We start from the raw sequence: 17,009 nt of genomic DNA, 5'->3' as shown, positions 1-17,009 counted from the left end.
CGCCCGCTGACCAGCTCAGGGCAGGTCGGGGAACCAGATCTTGATCTCGCGCTCGGCCGACTCCGGGGAGTCCGAGCCGTGCACCAGGTTCTCCCGGTTCGACAGCGAGAAGTCGCCGCGGATCGTGCCGGGCGCGGCCTTGCGGCCATCGGTGGCGCCGTTCAGCGCGCGCACGACCTCGATGGCCTCGTCGCCCTCGAGCACCAGTGCGACCAGCGGGCCGCTGGTGACGAACGCGCGCAGCGGCGGGTAGAAGTCCCGCTCGACGTGCTCGGCGTAGTGCTGGTCGGCCGTCTCGCCGTCGATCGTGCGCAGCTCCATCGCCACGATCGACAGCCCCTTGGCCTCGAACCGGCCGAGGATCTCCCCGACCAGGCCACGGCGTACGGTGTCGGGCTTCAGCAGGACGAGCGTGCGCTGCGACATGTGTCCATCTCTTTCTCGAAGGCTTTGACGAAAGTCTCGGGGCCGCGAGCCTAACCGGCGGCGCGGGCCTGCGCCGCCTTGGCCTCGTCGATCCGGCGGCCGAGCACGATCGCCATCACCCAGAAGCCGGCGAAGGCCAGGCCGAGCACGAACATCACCGGTACGACGAAGCCGAGGCCGACCGCGCCGACCTGGACCAGCCAGCCGAGCGCGTAGCCGACCCGGTTGCGCAGCAGGCCGGCCGCGACGATCGCCAGCGCGGCCAGGCCCAGGCACAGCGGCAGGGCCGTACCGGAGTCGACGTCGGCGACCGAGATCATCACCGGAGTCGCCAGCGCGAGCACGATCGACTCGAAGCCGAGCACGATGGACGCCAGGGACCTCATCGCTGCTCAGCTTCCTTCGGTTTGCGGACCAGCAGCTTGCGGGCCTCGCCGGCGGTGATCACCGAACCGGTGATCAGTACGCCGCCGGAGCCGAACGCGATCGCGTCCTGCTCGGCCAGCCGCAGCCCCTCGTCGATCGCGTCCACCAGGTTCGGGCGGACGACGACCCGGTCCTCGCCGAACACCTCGGCCGCGATCTCGCCGAGCTCCTCGGCCGGCATCGAGCGCTCGAACGAGTTCCGGGTGACGACGATCGTCTCCATGATCGGCTCGTAGGCCTCGAGCACGCCGTACACGTCCTTGTCGCGCATCACGCCGACCACGCCGATCAGCGGGTTGAACGCGAACGCCTCGCTCACCGTCGCCGCGGTCGCCTCGGCGCCGTGCGGGTTGTGCGCGGCGTCGACGATGACGGTCGGGCCGGTGCGCACGACCTCCATCCGGCCCGGCGAGGTGGTCTCGGCGAATCCGGCCTGGACCACCTCGGCGGTGACCCGGCCCTCGGTCTGCTCGGTCGCGCCCAGCAGCGCCTCGACGGCGGCCAGCGCGGTCGCGGCGTTGTGCGCCTGGTACTCGCCGTGCAGCGGAAGGAAGATGTCCTCGTACTCGCCGGCCAGGCCCTTGATCGAGATCAGCTGACCGCCGACCGCGACCGACCGGCTGGTCACGCCGAACTCCAGGCCCTCGCGCGCGACCTGCGCGCCGACCTGCGCAACCCGGCGCTGCAGCACCTCCAGGACGTCGAGGCTCTGCTGCGCGAGCACCGCCGTACCGCCCGGCTTGATGATTCCGGACTTCTCGCCGGCGATCGTGACCGGGTCCGCGCCGAGGATGTGCGCGTGGTCGACGGCGATCGGCGTGATCACCGAGACGACACCGTCGGCGACGTTGGTCGCGTCCCAGGTGCCGCCGAGGCCGACCTCGATGATCGCGACGTCCACGGGCGCGTCGGCGAAGGCGGCGAACGCCATCGCGGTGATCACCTCGAAGAACGACAGCGGGTGCTCCTGCTCGGAGTCCACGACGTCCAGGTACGGCGCGATCTCCTCGTAGGTCTCGACGAAGCGCTGCTCGCTGATCGGCTCGCCGCCGAGCGTGATCCGCTCGCGGACCGTCTCCAAGTGCGGGCTGGTGAACCGCCCGGTGCGCAGTCCGGCCTCGCGCAGCAGGGAGTCGATCATCCGCGCGGTCGAGGTCTTGCCGTTGGTGCCGGTCAGGTGCACCACCGGGTACGCCTTCTGCGGGTCGCCGAGCAGCTCGGTGAGCCGCTGGACGCGCTCCAGCGTGGGGTCCATCTTGTTCTCCGGCCAGCGGGCCTGGAGCTTCGCCGACACTTCGGCGTACGTGAGGTCACTCATCAGGGGACCAGTCTAGTGAGGCCTGTGGATATCCGGTCGGAGCATCCCTTGACAACCACTACGATTGTGCGCATGACCGAGATCTCCCGCGTTCCCGACAAGCCCACCCTCGAAGGCCTCGAGGAGAAGTGGGCTGCGGTATGGAAGGAGCAGGGGACCTACGCCTTCGACCGGACGGCCGAGCGGGCCGACGTCTACTCCATCGACACCCCGCCGCCGACCGTGTCCGGGTCGCTGCACGTCGGTCACATCTTCAGCTACACCCACACCGACCTGGTCGCCCGGTTCCAGCGGATGCGCGGCAAGAAGGTCTTCTACCCGATCGGCTGGGACGACAACGGCCTGCCGACCGAGCGCCGCGTCCAGAACTACTACGGCGTCCGCTGCGACCCGTCGCTGCCCTACGACCCCGACTTCACGCCGCCGGCCAAGCCCGACCCGAAGAAGCAGGTCTCGATCAGCCGGCAGAACTTCGTCGAGTTGTGCGGCGAGCTGACCCACATCGACGAGCAGGCGTTCGAGGCGATGTGGCGCCAGGTCGGGCTGAGCGTCGACTGGTCGTACCTGTACACCACGATCTCCGAGGACTCGCGGCGTACGTCGCAGCGCGCCTTCCTGCGCAACTTCGCCCGCGGTGAGGCCTATCTGGCCGAGGCGCCGACGATGTGGGACGTCACGTTCCAGACCGCCGTCGCCCAGGCCGAGCTGGAGGCCCGCGACTACCCGGGCGCCTTCCACCGGATCGCCTTCCACGGCGCCGACGGGCCGATCTACATCGAGACCACCCGGCCCGAGCTGATCCCGGCGTGTGTCGCGCTGATCGCGCACCCCGACGACGAGCGCTACAAGCCCCTGTTCGGTACGACGGTCCGCTCGCCGCTGTTCGGCGTCGAGATCCCGGTCCTGGCGCACGAGGCGGCCGAGCCGGACAAGGGCGCCGGCATCGCGATGTGCTGCACCTTCGGTGACCTCACCGACGTCCAGTGGTGGCGCGAGCTGCAGCTCCCGGTCCGCACGGTGATCGGCCGCGACGGCCGGCTGCTGCGCGAGACCCCGGAGTGGCTGGAAGGCTCGGAGCTGTACGCCGAGCTGGCCGGCAAGACCGTCTTCAGCGCCCGCGAGCTGATCGTGGCCAAGCTGCGCGAGAGCGGCGACCTGGACGGCGAGCCGCAGCCGACGAAGCGGATGGCGAACTTCTTCGAGAAGGGCGACAAGCCGCTGGAGATCGTCTCGACCCGCCAGTGGTACATCCGCAACGGCGGGCGCGACGCGGACTTGAAGGCCGAGTTCGTCGAGCGCGGCAACGAGCTCGGCTGGGTCCCGGAGCACATGAAGCACCGCTACCTGAACTGGGTCAACGGGCTGAACGGTGACTGGCTGATCTCGCGGCAGCGGTTCTTCGGCGTCCCGTTCCCGGTCTGGTATCCGATCAACCACGACGGCGAGCCGGACTACGACCACCCGCTGATGCCGAGCGAGGCCGAGCTGCCGATCGACCCGACCTCGCAGTGCCCGCGCGGGTACGACGAATCCCAGCGCGGCAAGCCGGGTGGGTTCGAGGCCGACCCCGACGTGATGGACACCTGGGCGACCTCGTCGCTGACGCCGCACATCGTCTGCGGCTGGGAGCGCGACAACGACCTGTTCGAGCGCACCTTCCCGATGGACCTGAACACGCACGCCCACGAGATCATCCGCACCTGGCTGTTCTCCCGCGTCGTCCGGGCCCACTTCGAGAACGGCACGCTGCCGTGGGCGCGCTCGATGATCTCCGGTTTCGTCGTCGACCCCGACCGCAAGAAGATGTCGAAGTCCAAGGGCAACGCGATCGTGCCCTCGGAGATCCTCGACAAGTACGGCTCGGACGCCGTCCGCTGGCGCGCGGCGATGGCCCGGCCGGGTCTGGACTCGCCGTTCGACGAGTCGCAGATGAAGGTCGGCCGGCGGCTGGCGATCAAGGTCCTGAACGCGTCGAAGTTCGTGCTCGGCTTCGGGGCGACCTCCGGCGACGCGGCCGCCGTCACCGAGGCCGTCGACCTGGCGATGCTGCAGAAGCTGCGGCAGACCGTCACCGAGGCGACAGCGGCGTTCGAGCGCTACGACTACACCGGCGCGCTGGAGGTCAGCGAGCGGTTCTTCTGGACCTTCTGCGACGACTACGTCGAGCTGGTCAAGGAGCGCGCGTACGGCGGTCAGGGCGAAGCCGCCGCGGCGTCGGCCAAGGCCGCGCTGGCCATCGCCTTGTCGGTCCAGCTGCGCCTGCTCGCGCCGTACCTGCCGTTCGCGACCGAAGAGGTCTGGTCGTGGTGGCAGGAGGGTTCGATCCACACCAGCAGCTGGCCGGTCGCCGACGTCGACCTCGCGGTCGCCGAACAGGACCCGGCTGTCCTGGACGCGGTCTCCGAGGTCCTGGCCGGGATCCGCGGCGCCAAGTCCACCGCACAGGTCTCGATGAAGACCGAGGTCAGCAAGGTCGAGGTCAGCGGCCCCGCCGCCCGCCTCACCCTGGCCGAGCGCGCCGAGAACGACCTGCGCGCCGCCGGCCGCATCACCGGCGAGATCCTGTGGAGCCCCGAGGACACCGCGGACACCGTCTCGGTGGTCGCGACCCTCTGACCCCGAGGCCCGAACACGGCCAGTGACGCCCGCTTCCCGACTCGGAGGCGGGCGTCACGGCTTTCACCCCAACGACTACGCTGCGAAGCCAGTCACCCAGCTGTGGAACCATCGGCCCGACGCCCGGCCAGTCCGAAGGAGCACTTTCGTGAGCGACGAGAACCAGCCCCCCACCCCGGCTGACTCCACTTCCTCGGACAAGCCCGCCAAGAAGCGCGCTCGCCGGCCGGCCAAGAAGACGACCGCTCGGCCGGTCAAGCCGGCTGCGGAGCCGCCGGAGCTGCCGTTCGATGCGGCGGCTGATACGTCGGAGCCGTCTGGCGCTGAGGCGTCTCCCGAGAGTGGTGCCGCGAAGCGCTCCCCCGGGGCAGCGAAGAAGTCCTCCCCCACGAAGCCGCCCTCGGCGTCGACGCGACGGGCCTCCGGGACGGGTTCCTCGGGATCGGGGACCACGTCGGGCTCCACGGAGTCCTCCGCGAGCCCGACCACGCCGGCATCCGCAGAGTCTTCCGCGAGTTCAGCCGACCAGGGTTCCACGGGGTCCTCGGCGAGAACGGCCGACGACCAGGCATCGACGGGGTCCTCCGCGAAGACGGCCGACCGGGCAACCGCAGAGTCCCCCACGAACGCAGCCGGCCCGGGAACGTCGTCGACTCCGACGAAGCGTTCCGGGTCGATCGCCGGGCAGACGCCAATGCCGAAGCAGACGCCGATGCCAGCACAAACCCCCCTCCCGCCCCAGACCCCCATCCGCCAGGCAACCACCCCGCCCAGCGGCGACCGCCCCGCCACGTCGTCTTCCTCGGGTGCTGCCGACAGCACCCGTCCTGCAGGCGCCGACAGCACCCGTCCTGCAGGCGCCGACAGCACCCGTCCTGCAGGCGCTGACAGCACCCGTCCTGCAGGCGCTGACAGCTCCCGTGCTGCTGCTGCCGGAGGCACGCTCCCGGCAGACGCTGCCGAGGGGACTCGGCCTGCCGGTGCAGCCGATGCGACGAGCCCCAGCGGTCAAGGTGCGACGCCGTCCACCACCCAACCCACAAAGGGATCTGCCGATCGCTCGAGCACGCCGACGAGCGCACAGGGCACCTCCGTCGCGGACTCCCGCACCACGTCGGCCGGCACATCCGGGACAAGCGAAACCTCGGGCAACCCGCCTGCTGCCGAGGCGACACGCCCTTCCAGCGAAGGCGCGAAGGCGGCCACCGTAGGCGCGACCGGTTCGACGACACCGGCGACCGCTGCGGACGCTCCCGAATCAGGCTCCACGAACGCCCCAGGTACCACGCCCGCCGACGGACCCAAAGCGACGACCTCTCCTGGCACAGGCGGGCCAAAGGCAACCGACGCTCCCGCAGTGACGCCCGCACCCACGCGCGCAGGGACGATGCCGGTAGAAGCGCCATCGACAGGAGCGACGTCGAGCGCGCCCACACCGCCAGGGCCTACATCGGCAGGCCCCACGCCGAGCGCGCCCAAATCGGCAGGGCCGACACCGGCCGGGGCGACACCGGCCGGGGCGACGTCGACTGCGGCGGGAGCAGCTGGCTCGTCAACGAGCGGGCCGGGGGCGACCACGTCTAGCAGCACGCCCAGTTCAGCATCCGCCACCGGACCGGCTGGTGACGCAAAGGCTGGTGCTGCAGGAGTAGTTGGCGCGGCCGGGACGGGAACCAGCGAAGCCCGAACTGGAGCACCCGGGCCCGCCGCACCGAGTGCTGCTGGTGACGCTGGCTCGAGATCGGCCGGAGCGGAAAGCAGTGCAGACGCAACCGGTACGCCGGCAACTGGTGCAACCGGTGCCGGTACAACCAGCGCCGGTGTAGCCGGTACCAGCGCCGATGGTGCCAGCGCCTCCGGTGTCTCCGGTGTCTCCGGTGCCCCCGGTGCCTCCGGTGCCTCCGGTGCCTCCGGTGCCTCCGGTGGGAAAACGGCCGGAGCCTCGGCCAGCGGTTCGGCCGCCGCCGGTACAGCCGGTGCTGGTGCGGCCGGTGCCAGGGCGGGTGCGGGCAGCGCCTCCAGTGCGGACACGACCGGCGCCTCCGGAAGCGGTACGGCTGCAGCGGGTACGCCTGGGGCCGGTACCGGCAGCGCGACCGGTGTCGCCGGTGCGAGCGCGCCGGGCGTCGCCGGTGCGAGCCCGACCGGTACCGCCGGAGCGACCGCGGCCGGTACCGCCGGATCGGGCACGACCGGAACCGCCGGAGCGGGCACGACCGGAACCGCCGGAGCGAGCACGACCGGAACCGCCGGAGCGGGCACGACCGGAACCGCCGAAGCGGGCGCGACAGCCGCGAATACCAACGACGGCAAGAATCCACCACCCGCCTCCACCCCCAAGCGCAACTGGCGCCGCAACCCCTGGTTGACCGTCGGCGGTGTCGTCCTCGTTCTCCTGATCCTCGCCCTGCTCGGGTACTTCGGCGGGCTCGGTCCGATGAGCCGGCTGAACACCGCTCGCGGCATCACGCCCCCGCCGTCGCTGGCCGGTCTCGACCGGATCACCGACCCCGAACTGCGGGATCAGCTCAAGCTCGATCAGACGCGCGACGCGTTGAGCCGGATCAACGACGGCAAGCAGGCGACGGTCGAGGCGTACGGGGATCTCGGCGGCGAGCGGATGTACGTCGTGATCGCGTTGCGCGGGAAAGTGGACATCGACAAGACGATCAGCGACTCGGGCGCGAAGCCGGAGCAGGTGCGGAAGGTCGGCGGGTCGACCTGCGTGGCGTCGACCGAGACGCTGCCGACACAGTGCTACCGCGGGTCGAACACGTTGACCGTCATCGTGCAGGCCGCGAACGACGGGGTGAGTGTCGACGACGTCGGACCAGTGACCGACGAAGCGTTCACCGCCATGAAGTAGACCAGCTGCGAAAAAGAGAACCGCCGGTCCCTCGCGCAAGAGCAAGGGACCGGCGGCTTCGCTCAGAACGAACCGAAAGCGGCGAGATCCAACGCCGGCTTCGCGGCCGCCGCCCGGGAATTGGCCAGCGGCGTGAACGGCTTGTAGTCCTGCGTACAGGTCGAGTTGTCGGCCGGAGCCTTCAAGCCGACCAGGTAGTCGGTGATCTTCTGGTCCGCGCACGAGCTGATCCCGATCGTGCCGTGGCCGTAGCCCTCGACCGTGACCATCCGCGCGTCCGGGTACAAATCGGCGTACGGCCGGGTCGCCTGGTACGGCGTGGCGGGGTCGTGCCGGGTGCCGAAGACCAGGACCGGCGACTTGACCGACAGGTTCCACGGGCCGAGGAACGCGTCGGTGTCGCGGACCGGCATGAACTCACAGGCCAGGCCGACCCACGCGCGCAGCGCGCCGAAGTGCGGGGCCCGCTTGTTCGCGTCCGCGGCGAACTGCGGGTACGCGAACGGCCGGCCGGAATGGCGCGCCTCGATGCACGGCTGCAACGCGGAGCCGAGACCGCTGTACTCCTCCTGACGCCGGTTCCACTCGCTCAGCACCTTCGCGGCGACCGTCGACTTCGCCGCACGAGCTGCGGACGGAGCGTTGAGCGCAGCGAGCGTCGTGGCCAGGTCTGTCCAGGCCAGCGGCGAATAGAGGCTCTGGAAGATCAGGAAAACGGCGGTCTGGTACGTGATCTTCATCGTGGTCCCGTCGGGCAGCGGGATCTCCACCGGATGCGTCTTCAGCCGCTGGAGCAAGTTCTCCACCACCGTGCCCGGATCACCCTGCGCGGCCAGGGCGCACCGCTCGGCGCCGGCTTGCTTGCACTCGGCAAGGAATTGCTGGAACGTGTCGGCCGATCCCTCGCCCTGCCGAAGCCGTACGCCAACCGGCCGCCGATCACCGTCCGAGCCGGAGTACCACTCCGGCGACAGCGTCCCGTCCAGCACCAGCGCGCGCACGTTGCCCGGGAAGAGCTTGGCGTACGTCGCGCCGAGATACGTGCCGTACGAGTAGCCGGCGTAACTCAGCGACTTGTCGCCGACCGCGCGCCGCAGCAGATCCATGTCCCGGGCAACGTTCGCGGTCGAGTAGTGCGTCAGCCGGTCCGGCGACGTCGTCATGCAGCCGACGGCGGCACGAAGCATCACCCGCGTGTACGCCGAGGTCTCGGCCGGGGTGATCGGGAACGGCTCGATCCCGGCGAACGCGGCGTTCTCCTCGGCGGCGGTCGGGAAGCAGGTCACCGGGTCGGACAGCCCGACGCCCCGCGGGTCGAAGCCGAGGATGTCGAACTTGGCCCGTACCTCGGGCGAGTACGCGATCCCGGCGAACTGCTGGACGAAGCCGACACCGGGTCCACCGGGCCCACCCGGGTTGGTGAACAGCGTCCCGATCCGCTCAGCCGGATTGCCGGCCGGCAGCCGGGTCAACGCGATCGTGGTGGTGGCGCCCCGCGGCCGGTCGTAGTCGGTCGGCACATCGACCGACGCGCACTGGAACTTGGCCAGCGCCGGAGCGGCCCCGCAACTCTTCCACGCGATCTTCGGTACGGCGACGCGCGCGGCCTTCGCGGCTTCGCGCCGTACCAGCGCCTTGTCGGCCGCCGAGCCCGACGAGGCCCGCGGACCGGACGAGAGCTGCGCGTTGGACGAAGCCTGCAGACCCGAGGAGGCCTGCAAGCCGGAGGAGGCCTGGCTGCCGGACGACGACGTGGTCGCCGCGCCGGCGACAGGCGCGAACGCCGCCGGGACGGCCAGGGCGGTGGCAACTGCCAGAGTCAGAGTGGTCCTCGTGGTTCTTCGCACGGTTCTCCCTCACTGGTGGACGGGTGCGAGCGGCACCCTCACCACGACGCTAGGCAACACGGCCCTCAGCACGCGTCCACCAAAAGACTGAGGCCGGTGTCCGCCTCGCAGCGGACACCGGCCTCCGGCCCAACGAACAACCCCAGCTCAGGCGGTCTTCTCGCGCCGTTCGCGCTTGCGCTCGATCTGGTCGCGCGGGATCAGCGTCGGGTTGACGTTCTCCAGCACGACCTCGCCGGTGACGACGACCTTGGCGACGTCCTCGCGGCTCGGCACCTCGTACATCACGTTGAGCAGGACTTCTTCCATGATCGCGCGCAGCCCGCGAGCACCGGTGCCGCGCAGCAGCGCCTGGTCGGCGATCGCCTCGACCGCGTCCTCGCTGAACTCCAGCTCGACGTTGTCGATCTCGAACAGCCGCCGGTACTGCTTGACCAGCGCGTTCTTCGGCTCGGACAGGATCTTGATCAGCGCGTCGCGGTCCAGCGGCGAGACGGTGGTGATCACCGGGAGCCGGCCGATGAACTCGGGGATCAGCCCGAACTTCAGCAGGTCCTCGGGCATCACGTCGGCGTAGCCACCGGCTTCGCGCGGCGCCTCGGCCTCGTTGCTCATGCTGAAGCCGAGGGTCTTCTTGCCGACCCGCTGCTCGACCATGTGCTCCAGGCCGGCGAACGCGCCACCGACGATGAACAGCACGTTGGTGGTGTCGATCTGGATGAACTCCTGGTGCGGGTGCTTGCGTCCACCCTGCGGCGGCACCGAGGCCGTCGTACCTTCCAGGATCTTCAGCAACGCCTGCTGGACGCCCTCACCAGAGACGTCGCGGGTGATCGACGGGTTCTCACTCTTGCGGGCGATCTTGTCGACCTCGTCGATGTAGATGATCCCGGTCTCGGCCTTCTTGACGTCGTAGTCGGCCGCCTGGATCAGCTTCAGCAGGATGTTCTCGACGTCCTCGCCGACGTACCCGGCCTCGGTCAGCGCGGTCGCGTCCGCGATGGCGAACGGAACGTTCAGCATCCGGGCGAGCGTCTGGGCCAGGTAGGTCTTGCCGCAGCCGGTCGGGCCGATCAGCAGGATGTTCGACTTGGCCAGCTCGACGGCCTCGTCCTTCGCGTGCCGGCCGGCAGTCGCGCTGCCCTGGCCGTCGCGGACGCGCTTGTAATGGTTGTAGACCGCAACCGCCAGCGCCTTCTTGGCAACGTCTTGTCCGACGACGTACGCGTTGAGGAAGTCGTAGATCTCACGGGGCTTGGGCAGCTCCGTCAGACCGACCTCGGAGCCCTCGTTCAGCTCCTCCTCGATGATCTCGTTGCAGAGATCGATGCATTCGTCGCAGATGTAGACGCCGGGACCGGCGATGAGCTTCTTGACCTGCTTCTGGCTCTTCCCGCAGAACGAGCACTTGAGCAGGTCGCCGCCGTCACCTATGCGTGCCACCGGGACAGATCCCTTCTCTCACTAGCTGAGGCCGGCCGAGCGACCCTGGAACTGTTCGCCGTCTCGGACCTTGTTCCGACGGTACCCCGCCCCGGGCCGAACCGCTGCCCTGTCCACAGCGTCGCGAGTACGCCTGTGGCGAACGGGAGGCCCTTGACGAGCCGTCCGCCGGATCTTACGGCCGCACCGCGGCCCCGGTGCGCACACCGGGGCCGTCGGCGGGCCACGACCGGGTCAGGCGCCGATCGGCACCGGGGCCTTGCGCGACTCCAGGACGGAGTCGATCAGGCCGTACTCCACCGCCTGCTCGGCGGTCAGGAACTTGTCCCGCTCGATGTCGCGGGAGACCTCTTCGATGTCCTTGCCGCTGGCGTCGGCGAGCATCTTCTCCAGCAGCGAGCGCAGGCGCAGGATCTCGTTGGCCTGGATCTCGATGTCGCTGGACTGCCCGTAGGTGCCCTCGGTGGCCGGCTGGTGGATGATGATCCGGCTGTTCGGAAGGGCCATCCGCTTACCCGGCGTACCGGCGGCGAGCAGCACGGCCGCGGCCGAGGCCGCCTGGCCGAGGCAGACCGTCTGCACGTCGGACTTGATGTAGCGGATCGTGTCGTAGATCGCGGTCAGCGCCGTGAACGAGCCGCCCGGGGAGTTGATGTAGATGCTGATGTCGCGATCGGCGTCCATCGACTCCAGGCACAGCAGCTGTGCCATCACGGCGTTCGCGATCTCGTCGGTGATCGGGGTGCCGAGGAAGATCGTGCGCTCCTCGAACAGCTTGGTGTAGGGGTCGACCCGGCGCATGCCGTACGACGTGCGCTCCTCCCACTGCGGGATGAAGTAATTCATGCTGTGTCCAGTCCTAACGAACGAAGTGGGAGATCAGGAGTTCGGGCTGCCGCTGGTGAGCTGGGCGGCGCTGGCCACGACGTGGTCGATGAAGCCGTAGTCCTTGGCCTGGTCCGCGGTGAACCAGCGGTCCCGGTCGGCGTCGGTCTCGACCTGCTCCAGCGGCTGGCCGGTGTGCTCGGCGATCAGCTTGAACAGCTGGGCCTTGATGTGCAGCGACTGCTGCGCCTGGATCTTGATGTCGGAGGCCGTACCACCCATGCCGCCGGACGGCTGGTGCATCATGATCCGCGCGTGCGGCAGGGCGAAGCGCTTGTTCTTCGCGCCGGCGCAGAGCAGGAACTGTCCCATCGAGGCGGCCAGGCCCATGCCGACCGTGGCGACGTCGTTCGAGATCCACTGCATGGTGTCGTAGATCGCCATGCCGGAGTCCACCGAACCACCCGGCGAGTTGATGTACAGCCAGATGTCCTTGTTGGGGTCCTCGGCGTTGAGGAGCAGCATCTGAGCGCAGATCGCGTTCGCGTTGTCGTCGCGAACCTCGGACCCCAGGAAGATGATCCGGTTGCTGAGCAGGCGCTGGTAGATGTGGTCGTCGAGTCCGCCGGATCCGTTGCCGCCCGCGGCGGTGGGGCTGGCTGCAAATGTCTCGTTCACGAAGCCGACATTACTGGGCGACGGCGACAGAGCTAAGGCCGGTGGGCAGGTGTTCGCTCACGGCGCACCTCGTCTGCCCTGAGCGAATCCGTGCCGGTACGCCGGTATGCGGTCGCCGCGGTCCGTCAGTACGGCGTACGCGGGCTGTCGCGGTGCGTGCGGGGGTTGACCTAGAGCGAGGTCTAGGCGGTCTGCTGACGGCATGCGCTATCTGACACTGGGAACCGACCCGGCCCGCAGCCGCCGGGTGAGCCAACTCGCGCTGGGCGCGATGCTGATGGGCACGACCACTGACGAGCCCACGTCGTACGCGATCCTCGACCGGTACGTCGAGGCGGGAGGCACGTTCGTCGACACCGCGAACAACTACGCGTTCTGGGTCAACGGCACCCAGGGCGGCGAGAGCGAGCAACTACTCGGCCGCTGGCTGCGCAGCCGCGGCCTGGGCGACGAGCTCACGATCGCGACCAAGGTCGGCGGACGACCGCCGCGACCGGCCAAGCAGCTCACCGAGGACCTCGAGGGGCTGGCACCGACAGTGATCAAGGAGTCGGTGGAACGCAGCCTGGAGAACCTGGGCCGCGACCGGATCGACGTGTACTACGCGCACGTTCCCGACCCCGCGGTGCCGCTGGAGGATCAGGTGGAGGCGTTCGGCACGCTGGCCGCTGAGGGCACGGTCGGATTGGTTGGATTGAGCAACCATTGGGCTTGGCAGATCGAGCGCGCCAGGACGATCGCTGCTCGGTTGGGTCTGCCTGGTTGCGAGGTGCTGCAGCATCACCACACGTATTTCCGGGCGCGGACCGACCAGGCGGGACTGCGCTCGCGGGACGGGAGCATCGGGGTCACCGATGGGCAACTTCTGAGCTATCTGCGCGCTGAACCGGGGCTGGCCTTGGTGGCGTACACGCCGCTGCTGAGCGGGGCGTATGTGCGCGCTGATCGGCCGTTGGGCGAGCTGTACGACCATGCGGGGACGCGGGCGCGGCGCGTTGTGCTGGACGAGGTGGTCCGGGAGACGGGCGCGACGGCCAACCAGGTGGTGCTGGCGTGGCTGACGGGCGGGGAGCTGCCGATCATCCCGCTGGTCGGCGCGTCGTCGGTGGCGCAGCTCGAGGAGAGCCTTGGGGCTGTCGAGCTGGAACTGAGTCCGGAGCAGCGGCAGCGACTGGACGACGCCGGCTGACCCCGACGCCGGTACGACGTACTGCGGACGCACCGACGCCCCGGATCGCAGGGATCCGGGGCGTCGGCAGTGCTTCGGGTGCGTCAGGCCTTCGCGGGCTCCTCGGCAGGGGTCTCCTCGGCGGCGGCCTCGGCCTCGGCGGCCTCCGGGTCGGCGTACGAGCCGTCAGGGAGCAGCGTCTTCAGCTCGACCTCGTTGCCGGAGGCGTCGGTGACCTTCGCGTTCTCGACCAGGTAGGCCAGCGCCTTGCCGCGGACGACCTCGGACACCAGGCTCGGCACCAGGTTGTTCTCGACGGCGTGCTGGGCGAACTGGTCCGGGCTGACGCCGGAACGCTGCGCGTGCCGGACGATGTGCTCGGTCAGCTCCTGGTCGTTGACGCTCAGACCCTGCTGCTCGGCGACCAGGTCGAGCACGAACTGGGCCTTGATCGCGTCCGCGGAACGCTTCTTCAGGTCCTCGTCGAACTCTTCCTGCGTCTGCTCCTCGCCCTCGAGGAACTGCTCGAAGGTCATCCCGGAGTAGCCGAGCTGCTGGTCGAGGTTCTCCCGGCGGGCGGCGACCTCGTCGGTCAGCAGACCGTCCGGCACCGGCACGTCGACCAGGGTCAGGATCTTCTCCAGCACGGCGTCGCGCGCGTCGCCGGCCTGCTCGAGCCGCTTGCCGCGCTCCAGGCGGGCCCGGACGTCGGCCTTCAGCTCCTCCGCGGTGTCGAACTCCGACGCGGTCTGGGCGAAGTCGTCGTCGAACTCCGGCAGCTCCTGCTCCTTGACCGCCGTCACGGTCACCTCGACGTCGACGTCCTCGCCCTTGAGCGCGCCGCCGACCAGCTGGGTGACGAAGGTCGTGGACTCACCGGCGTTCAGGCCGAGCACGGCCTCGTCCAGGCCGTCGAGCAGCTGACCGCTGCCGACCTGGTACGACAGGCCGGTGGCCTGCGCCTCCTCGATCTTCTCGCCGTCCTTGGTGGCCGACAGGTCGAGGGTGATGTAGTCGTTGTCGCCGACCGGGCGCTCGACCGGGTTCAGCGAGCCGAACCGCTGCCGCAGCGACTCGATCTGCTCGTCGACCTCCTCGTCGGAGATCGCGATGTCCTCGACGCTGGCCTCGAGACCGGTCAGGTCCGGCAGCTCGATCTCCGGGCGGACCTCGACCTCGGCGGAGAACTGCAGGCTCTCCTTGTCGTTGAACTCGGTCACGTCGACCTCGGGCCGGCCGATCGCCTTGACCTGGTTGTCCTGGACGGCCTGCGAGTACAGCTTCGGCAGCGCGTCGTTGATCGCCTCTTCGAGCACCGGGCCGCGACCGACCCGCTGGTCGATGACCTGCGGCGGGATCTTGCCCTTGCGGAAGCCCGGCACGACGATCTGCTGACCGATGCTCTTGTACGCCGCGTCGAGGCTCGGCTTGAGCTCCTCGAACGGCACCTCGACGATGAGCTTGACCTTGGTCGGGCTCAAGGACTCGACGGTGCTCTTCACGGTGGCGGTTCTCCTTGGTCGATGACGATCGCGGCACGCCCGGACAGGCCACACCGCAGGTACTGCAGGGGTTTGTCGGGGCGACAGGACTCGAACCTGCGGTCTCCTGCTCCCAAAGCAGGCGCGCTAGCCACTACGCTACGCCCCGCAGTGACCGAACGAGTCTAGTGGACGCAGACCGATGCTCGCGCCCCCACCCCGTCCAAACCACTCTACCGACCCGTTCCACCCCGCTCACGGAACCCGTTTTGAGCCCACCAGCCGGATGTGGAATCATGTCCGAGCGCCGCCCTTTCAGCGGCGCCCGCGGGTGTAGCTCAATGGTAGAGCCCCAGTCTTCCAAACTGGCTACGCGAGTTCGATTCTCGTCACCCGCTCAGACGGCGAGAGGCCCCCAGCCACAGGGATTCTGAGGCTAGGGGCCTTCGTCGTGCAGAGGCCGGTTTCCGTTGGCGTGCCCTCCACGTGCCCTAAGTGCTCGGCACCAGCACACCGGCAGCCCCGTCCTCGTCGCCAGGCGTGCCCCCTTCGCCAGCCTTGGTCTGCCGCTCGACTACCTCGTTCAACCGGTCGGCGATCTCCCGAGCACGCTCGTCCGTGGCGTGCTGGTAGATGAGCGCGGCCCGCATCGTGGAGTGCCCCATGCGCTGCATCAGCTCCCGCGTCGAAGCGCCACTCACCGAAGCCAGGTGGTTACCGGTGTGGCGCAGGTCATGGAACGTGAAGCCCTTTGGGAGACCCGCCTCCGCTACCCGGCTCGTCCATTTGACCGTGGTTCGCCAGCTACCTCGTTTCGGCGTGCCGCCCCGCTCCCCCACGAACACCAGAGCGGCATCGTCCGAGCCGACGAACTTGTCCAGGTGCACGGTCAGCTCACCGACGAGCACATCGGGCATGGTCACCCCACGCTCACTCGCTTCCGACTTCGGCGGTATGACGACCAGGCGACCACCCCCCAGCTCAGCGAACGCCCGAGGGACCCGGATCACCCGCGCGTCCAGATCGACGTCTGACCGCCGTAGTGCGATCAGCTCACCCCAGCGGATGCCGGTGAAAGCCGCCGTCAGGATGAACGCACGCCACCGTTCCCCCAGGAGATCGGCCAGCGCGTACACCTGCTTGACAGTGGCCACCGACCGTTCAGCCCGGCGCGCCTTGTCAGCGCCCTTGATCCGGCACGGGTTCCGACGAATCAGGTCATCGTCGACCGCCGTGAACAGCACAGAGCGGACCAGGCGGTACGCCTTGGCGGTGGCATCCTCCGACCGGCCCGAGGTCAGCAGCTCTTATGGATCAAGCGCGCGCCTTCGGCGCGCGGGCCCGGACTGCGGGCTGCGCCAGGGCGCCGTCCTCGCCGGGCCCAACGAGCAGGACGCTTCCCCGTCCACGCGATCCCAACTGCCAATGACCGACGCGCCTGGCGTCTGACCGCCGGTTAGCCCCGTCCCCCCGGCCGCTCGATCGTACGGCCACCACGACCCACATCAAGAGCGCCAGAGGCGTCCCTACGGGATCGGCAAGCCGACTCTTGACATGCGCCGCGCTGGCCTGGGTTTGGCAGCTATCGGGGGGCAGGTGTGGCGGGCTGGCACGCTTTCGCCTCGATACTCACCCGCATACTTGGGAGCGTGTCAGACGAATCGACCGGGAATCGGCTGGACCTCGGACCCGACAGAGGCGATGTGGCCGTGGGCCTGGCGCTATTCGGCGTACTTCTCTTTGTCGCCGCAATCACAGCGGATATGGACACGGCAGCCGCTCTACTGACCTTGGTCGCGGGGGCGTTCGGGTGTCTGGCCCTGATCGTCGCGCTAGTTCGTCGCAGTCTGAGGAGGGGGCTATCAGACGCCGCGCGCTGGACATTTGGCTTCGTAGGTCGCTGGTTCTCGTTCTG

General features: G+C 69.2%; 13 protein-coding genes and 2 tRNA genes. 4 read left to right on the top strand and 11 right to left on the bottom strand.

Features of this window, described 5'->3' with window-relative positions:
- Positions 1 to 15 precede the first annotated feature (15 nt).
- The 3 genes from ndk to ACQPXM_RS12840 are packed head-to-tail and all read right to left on the bottom strand — an operon-like array spanning position 16 to position 2,170.
- The gene (ndk, locus tag ACQPXM_RS12850) at positions 16 to 426 is read right to left on the bottom strand and encodes a nucleoside-diphosphate kinase (RefSeq protein WP_432948122.1); all 411 of its coding nucleotides are present in this window, start codon (positions 424 to 426) and stop codon (positions 16 to 18) included.
- A gap of 50 nt (positions 427 to 476) precedes the next feature.
- Positions 477 to 812, bottom strand: coding sequence for a DUF4233 domain-containing protein (locus ACQPXM_RS12845; protein WP_077012991.1), 336 nt, complete (start codon positions 810 to 812; stop codon positions 477 to 479).
- Positions 809 to 2,170: a bifunctional folylpolyglutamate synthase/dihydrofolate synthase gene (locus ACQPXM_RS12840; RefSeq protein ID WP_432948119.1), complete on the bottom strand. Its 1,362-nt coding sequence runs from the start codon at positions 2,168 to 2,170 to the stop codon at positions 809 to 811. The genes ACQPXM_RS12845 and ACQPXM_RS12840 overlap by 4 nt, the downstream gene beginning before the upstream one ends.
- Before the next feature lie 72 nt (positions 2,171 to 2,242).
- On the opposite strand from ACQPXM_RS12840, the gene valS reads away from it, so the two are divergent.
- A complete protein-coding gene (gene valS / locus ACQPXM_RS12835; protein ID WP_432948117.1) occupies positions 2,243 to 4,786 on the top strand; it encodes a valine--tRNA ligase in 2,544 nt (847 codons plus the stop codon).
- 75 nt (positions 4,787 to 4,861) lie between these two features.
- On the opposite strand, the gene ACQPXM_RS12830 is transcribed toward valS, so the two are convergent.
- Positions 4,862 to 5,608 carry a hypothetical protein gene (locus ACQPXM_RS12830; protein ID WP_432948115.1) on the bottom strand — a complete coding sequence of 249 codons (747 nt, stop codon included), beginning with the start codon at positions 5,606 to 5,608 and terminating at the stop codon, positions 4,862 to 4,864.
- Between the two features lie 1,543 nt (positions 5,609 to 7,151).
- Between ACQPXM_RS12830 and ACQPXM_RS12825 the strand changes: the two genes are divergently transcribed.
- A complete protein-coding gene (locus ACQPXM_RS12825; protein ID WP_432948113.1) occupies positions 7,152 to 7,652 on the top strand; it encodes a hypothetical protein in 501 nt (166 codons plus the stop codon).
- A 62-nt stretch (positions 7,653 to 7,714) separates the two neighbouring features.
- Here ACQPXM_RS12825 and ACQPXM_RS12820 read toward each other — a convergent pair whose 3' ends face one another.
- The 4 genes from ACQPXM_RS12820 to ACQPXM_RS12805 form a co-directional block, all read right to left on the bottom strand.
- On the bottom strand, positions 7,715 to 9,499 hold the full coding sequence (locus ACQPXM_RS12820; protein WP_432948111.1) for an alpha/beta hydrolase: 1,785 nt from the start codon (positions 9,497 to 9,499) through the stop codon (positions 7,715 to 7,717).
- A 147-nt stretch (positions 9,500 to 9,646) separates the two neighbouring features.
- Positions 9,647 to 10,942, bottom strand: coding sequence for an ATP-dependent Clp protease ATP-binding subunit ClpX (clpX, locus tag ACQPXM_RS12815; protein ID WP_077012986.1), 1,296 nt, complete (start codon positions 10,940 to 10,942; stop codon positions 9,647 to 9,649).
- Positions 10,943 to 11,176: 234 nt separating this feature from the next.
- Entirely contained in the window at positions 11,177 to 11,788 is a 612-nt protein-coding gene (locus ACQPXM_RS12810; RefSeq protein ID WP_432948109.1) for an ATP-dependent Clp protease proteolytic subunit, read from the bottom strand.
- 33 nt (positions 11,789 to 11,821) lie between these two features.
- Positions 11,822 to 12,445, bottom strand: a complete 624-nt coding sequence (locus ACQPXM_RS12805; protein WP_344167505.1) for a ClpP family protease — start codon at positions 12,443 to 12,445, stop codon at positions 11,822 to 11,824.
- 202 nt (positions 12,446 to 12,647) lie between these two features.
- On the opposite strand from ACQPXM_RS12805, the gene ACQPXM_RS12800 reads away from it, so the two are divergent.
- Positions 12,648 to 13,634: an aldo/keto reductase gene (locus ACQPXM_RS12800; RefSeq protein ID WP_432948107.1), complete on the top strand. Its 987-nt coding sequence runs from the start codon at positions 12,648 to 12,650 to the stop codon at positions 13,632 to 13,634.
- A gap of 83 nt (positions 13,635 to 13,717) precedes the next feature.
- On the opposite strand, the gene tig is transcribed toward ACQPXM_RS12800, so the two are convergent.
- Positions 13,718 to 15,115, bottom strand: coding sequence for a trigger factor (gene tig, locus ACQPXM_RS12795; RefSeq protein ID WP_432948105.1), 1,398 nt, complete (start codon positions 15,113 to 15,115; stop codon positions 13,718 to 13,720).
- Positions 15,116 to 15,190: 75 nt separating this feature from the next.
- Positions 15,191 to 15,263, bottom strand: a tRNA-Pro gene (locus ACQPXM_RS12790).
- A gap of 158 nt (positions 15,264 to 15,421) precedes the next feature.
- On the opposite strand from ACQPXM_RS12790, the gene ACQPXM_RS12785 reads away from it, so the two are divergent.
- Positions 15,422 to 15,492: transfer RNA gene (locus ACQPXM_RS12785), tRNA-Gly, on the top strand.
- 93 nt (positions 15,493 to 15,585) lie between these two features.
- Here ACQPXM_RS12785 and ACQPXM_RS12780 read toward each other — a convergent pair.
- Entirely contained in the window at positions 15,586 to 16,338 is a 753-nt protein-coding gene (locus ACQPXM_RS12780; RefSeq protein ID WP_432948103.1) for a tyrosine-type recombinase/integrase, read from the bottom strand.
- Positions 16,339 to 17,009 lie beyond the last annotated feature (671 nt).

The organism is Kribbella sp. CA-253562, assembly GCF_050942265.1.
Lineage (GTDB): Bacteria > Actinomycetota > Actinomycetes > Propionibacteriales > Kribbellaceae > Kribbella.
The sequence above is the reverse complement of the archived record's forward strand: the minus strand, read 5'-3'. Positions and strand labels throughout refer to the sequence as shown.

Bases quoted from the DNA above. Each gene is read 5' to 3' on its own strand.
- ACQPXM_RS12845 (WP_077012991.1), bottom strand. From the start codon at position 812: ATGAGGTCCCTGGCGTCCATCGTGCTCGGCTTCGAGTCGATCGTGCTC.
- ndk (WP_432948122.1), bottom strand. From the start codon at position 426: ATGTCGCAGCGCACGCTCGTCCTGCTGAAGCCCGACACCGTACGCCGT.
- valS (WP_432948117.1), top strand. From the start codon at position 2,243: ATGACCGAGATCTCCCGCGTTCCCGACAAGCCCACCCTCGAAGGCCTC.
- ACQPXM_RS12810 (WP_432948109.1), bottom strand. From the start codon at position 11,788: ATGAATTACTTCATCCCGCAGTGGGAGGAGCGCACGTCGTACGGCATG.
- ACQPXM_RS12800 (WP_432948107.1), top strand. From the start codon at position 12,648: ATGCGCTATCTGACACTGGGAACCGACCCGGCCCGCAGCCGCCGGGTG.
- ACQPXM_RS12840 (WP_432948119.1), bottom strand. From the start codon at position 2,170: ATGAGTGACCTCACGTACGCCGAAGTGTCGGCGAAGCTCCAGGCCCGC.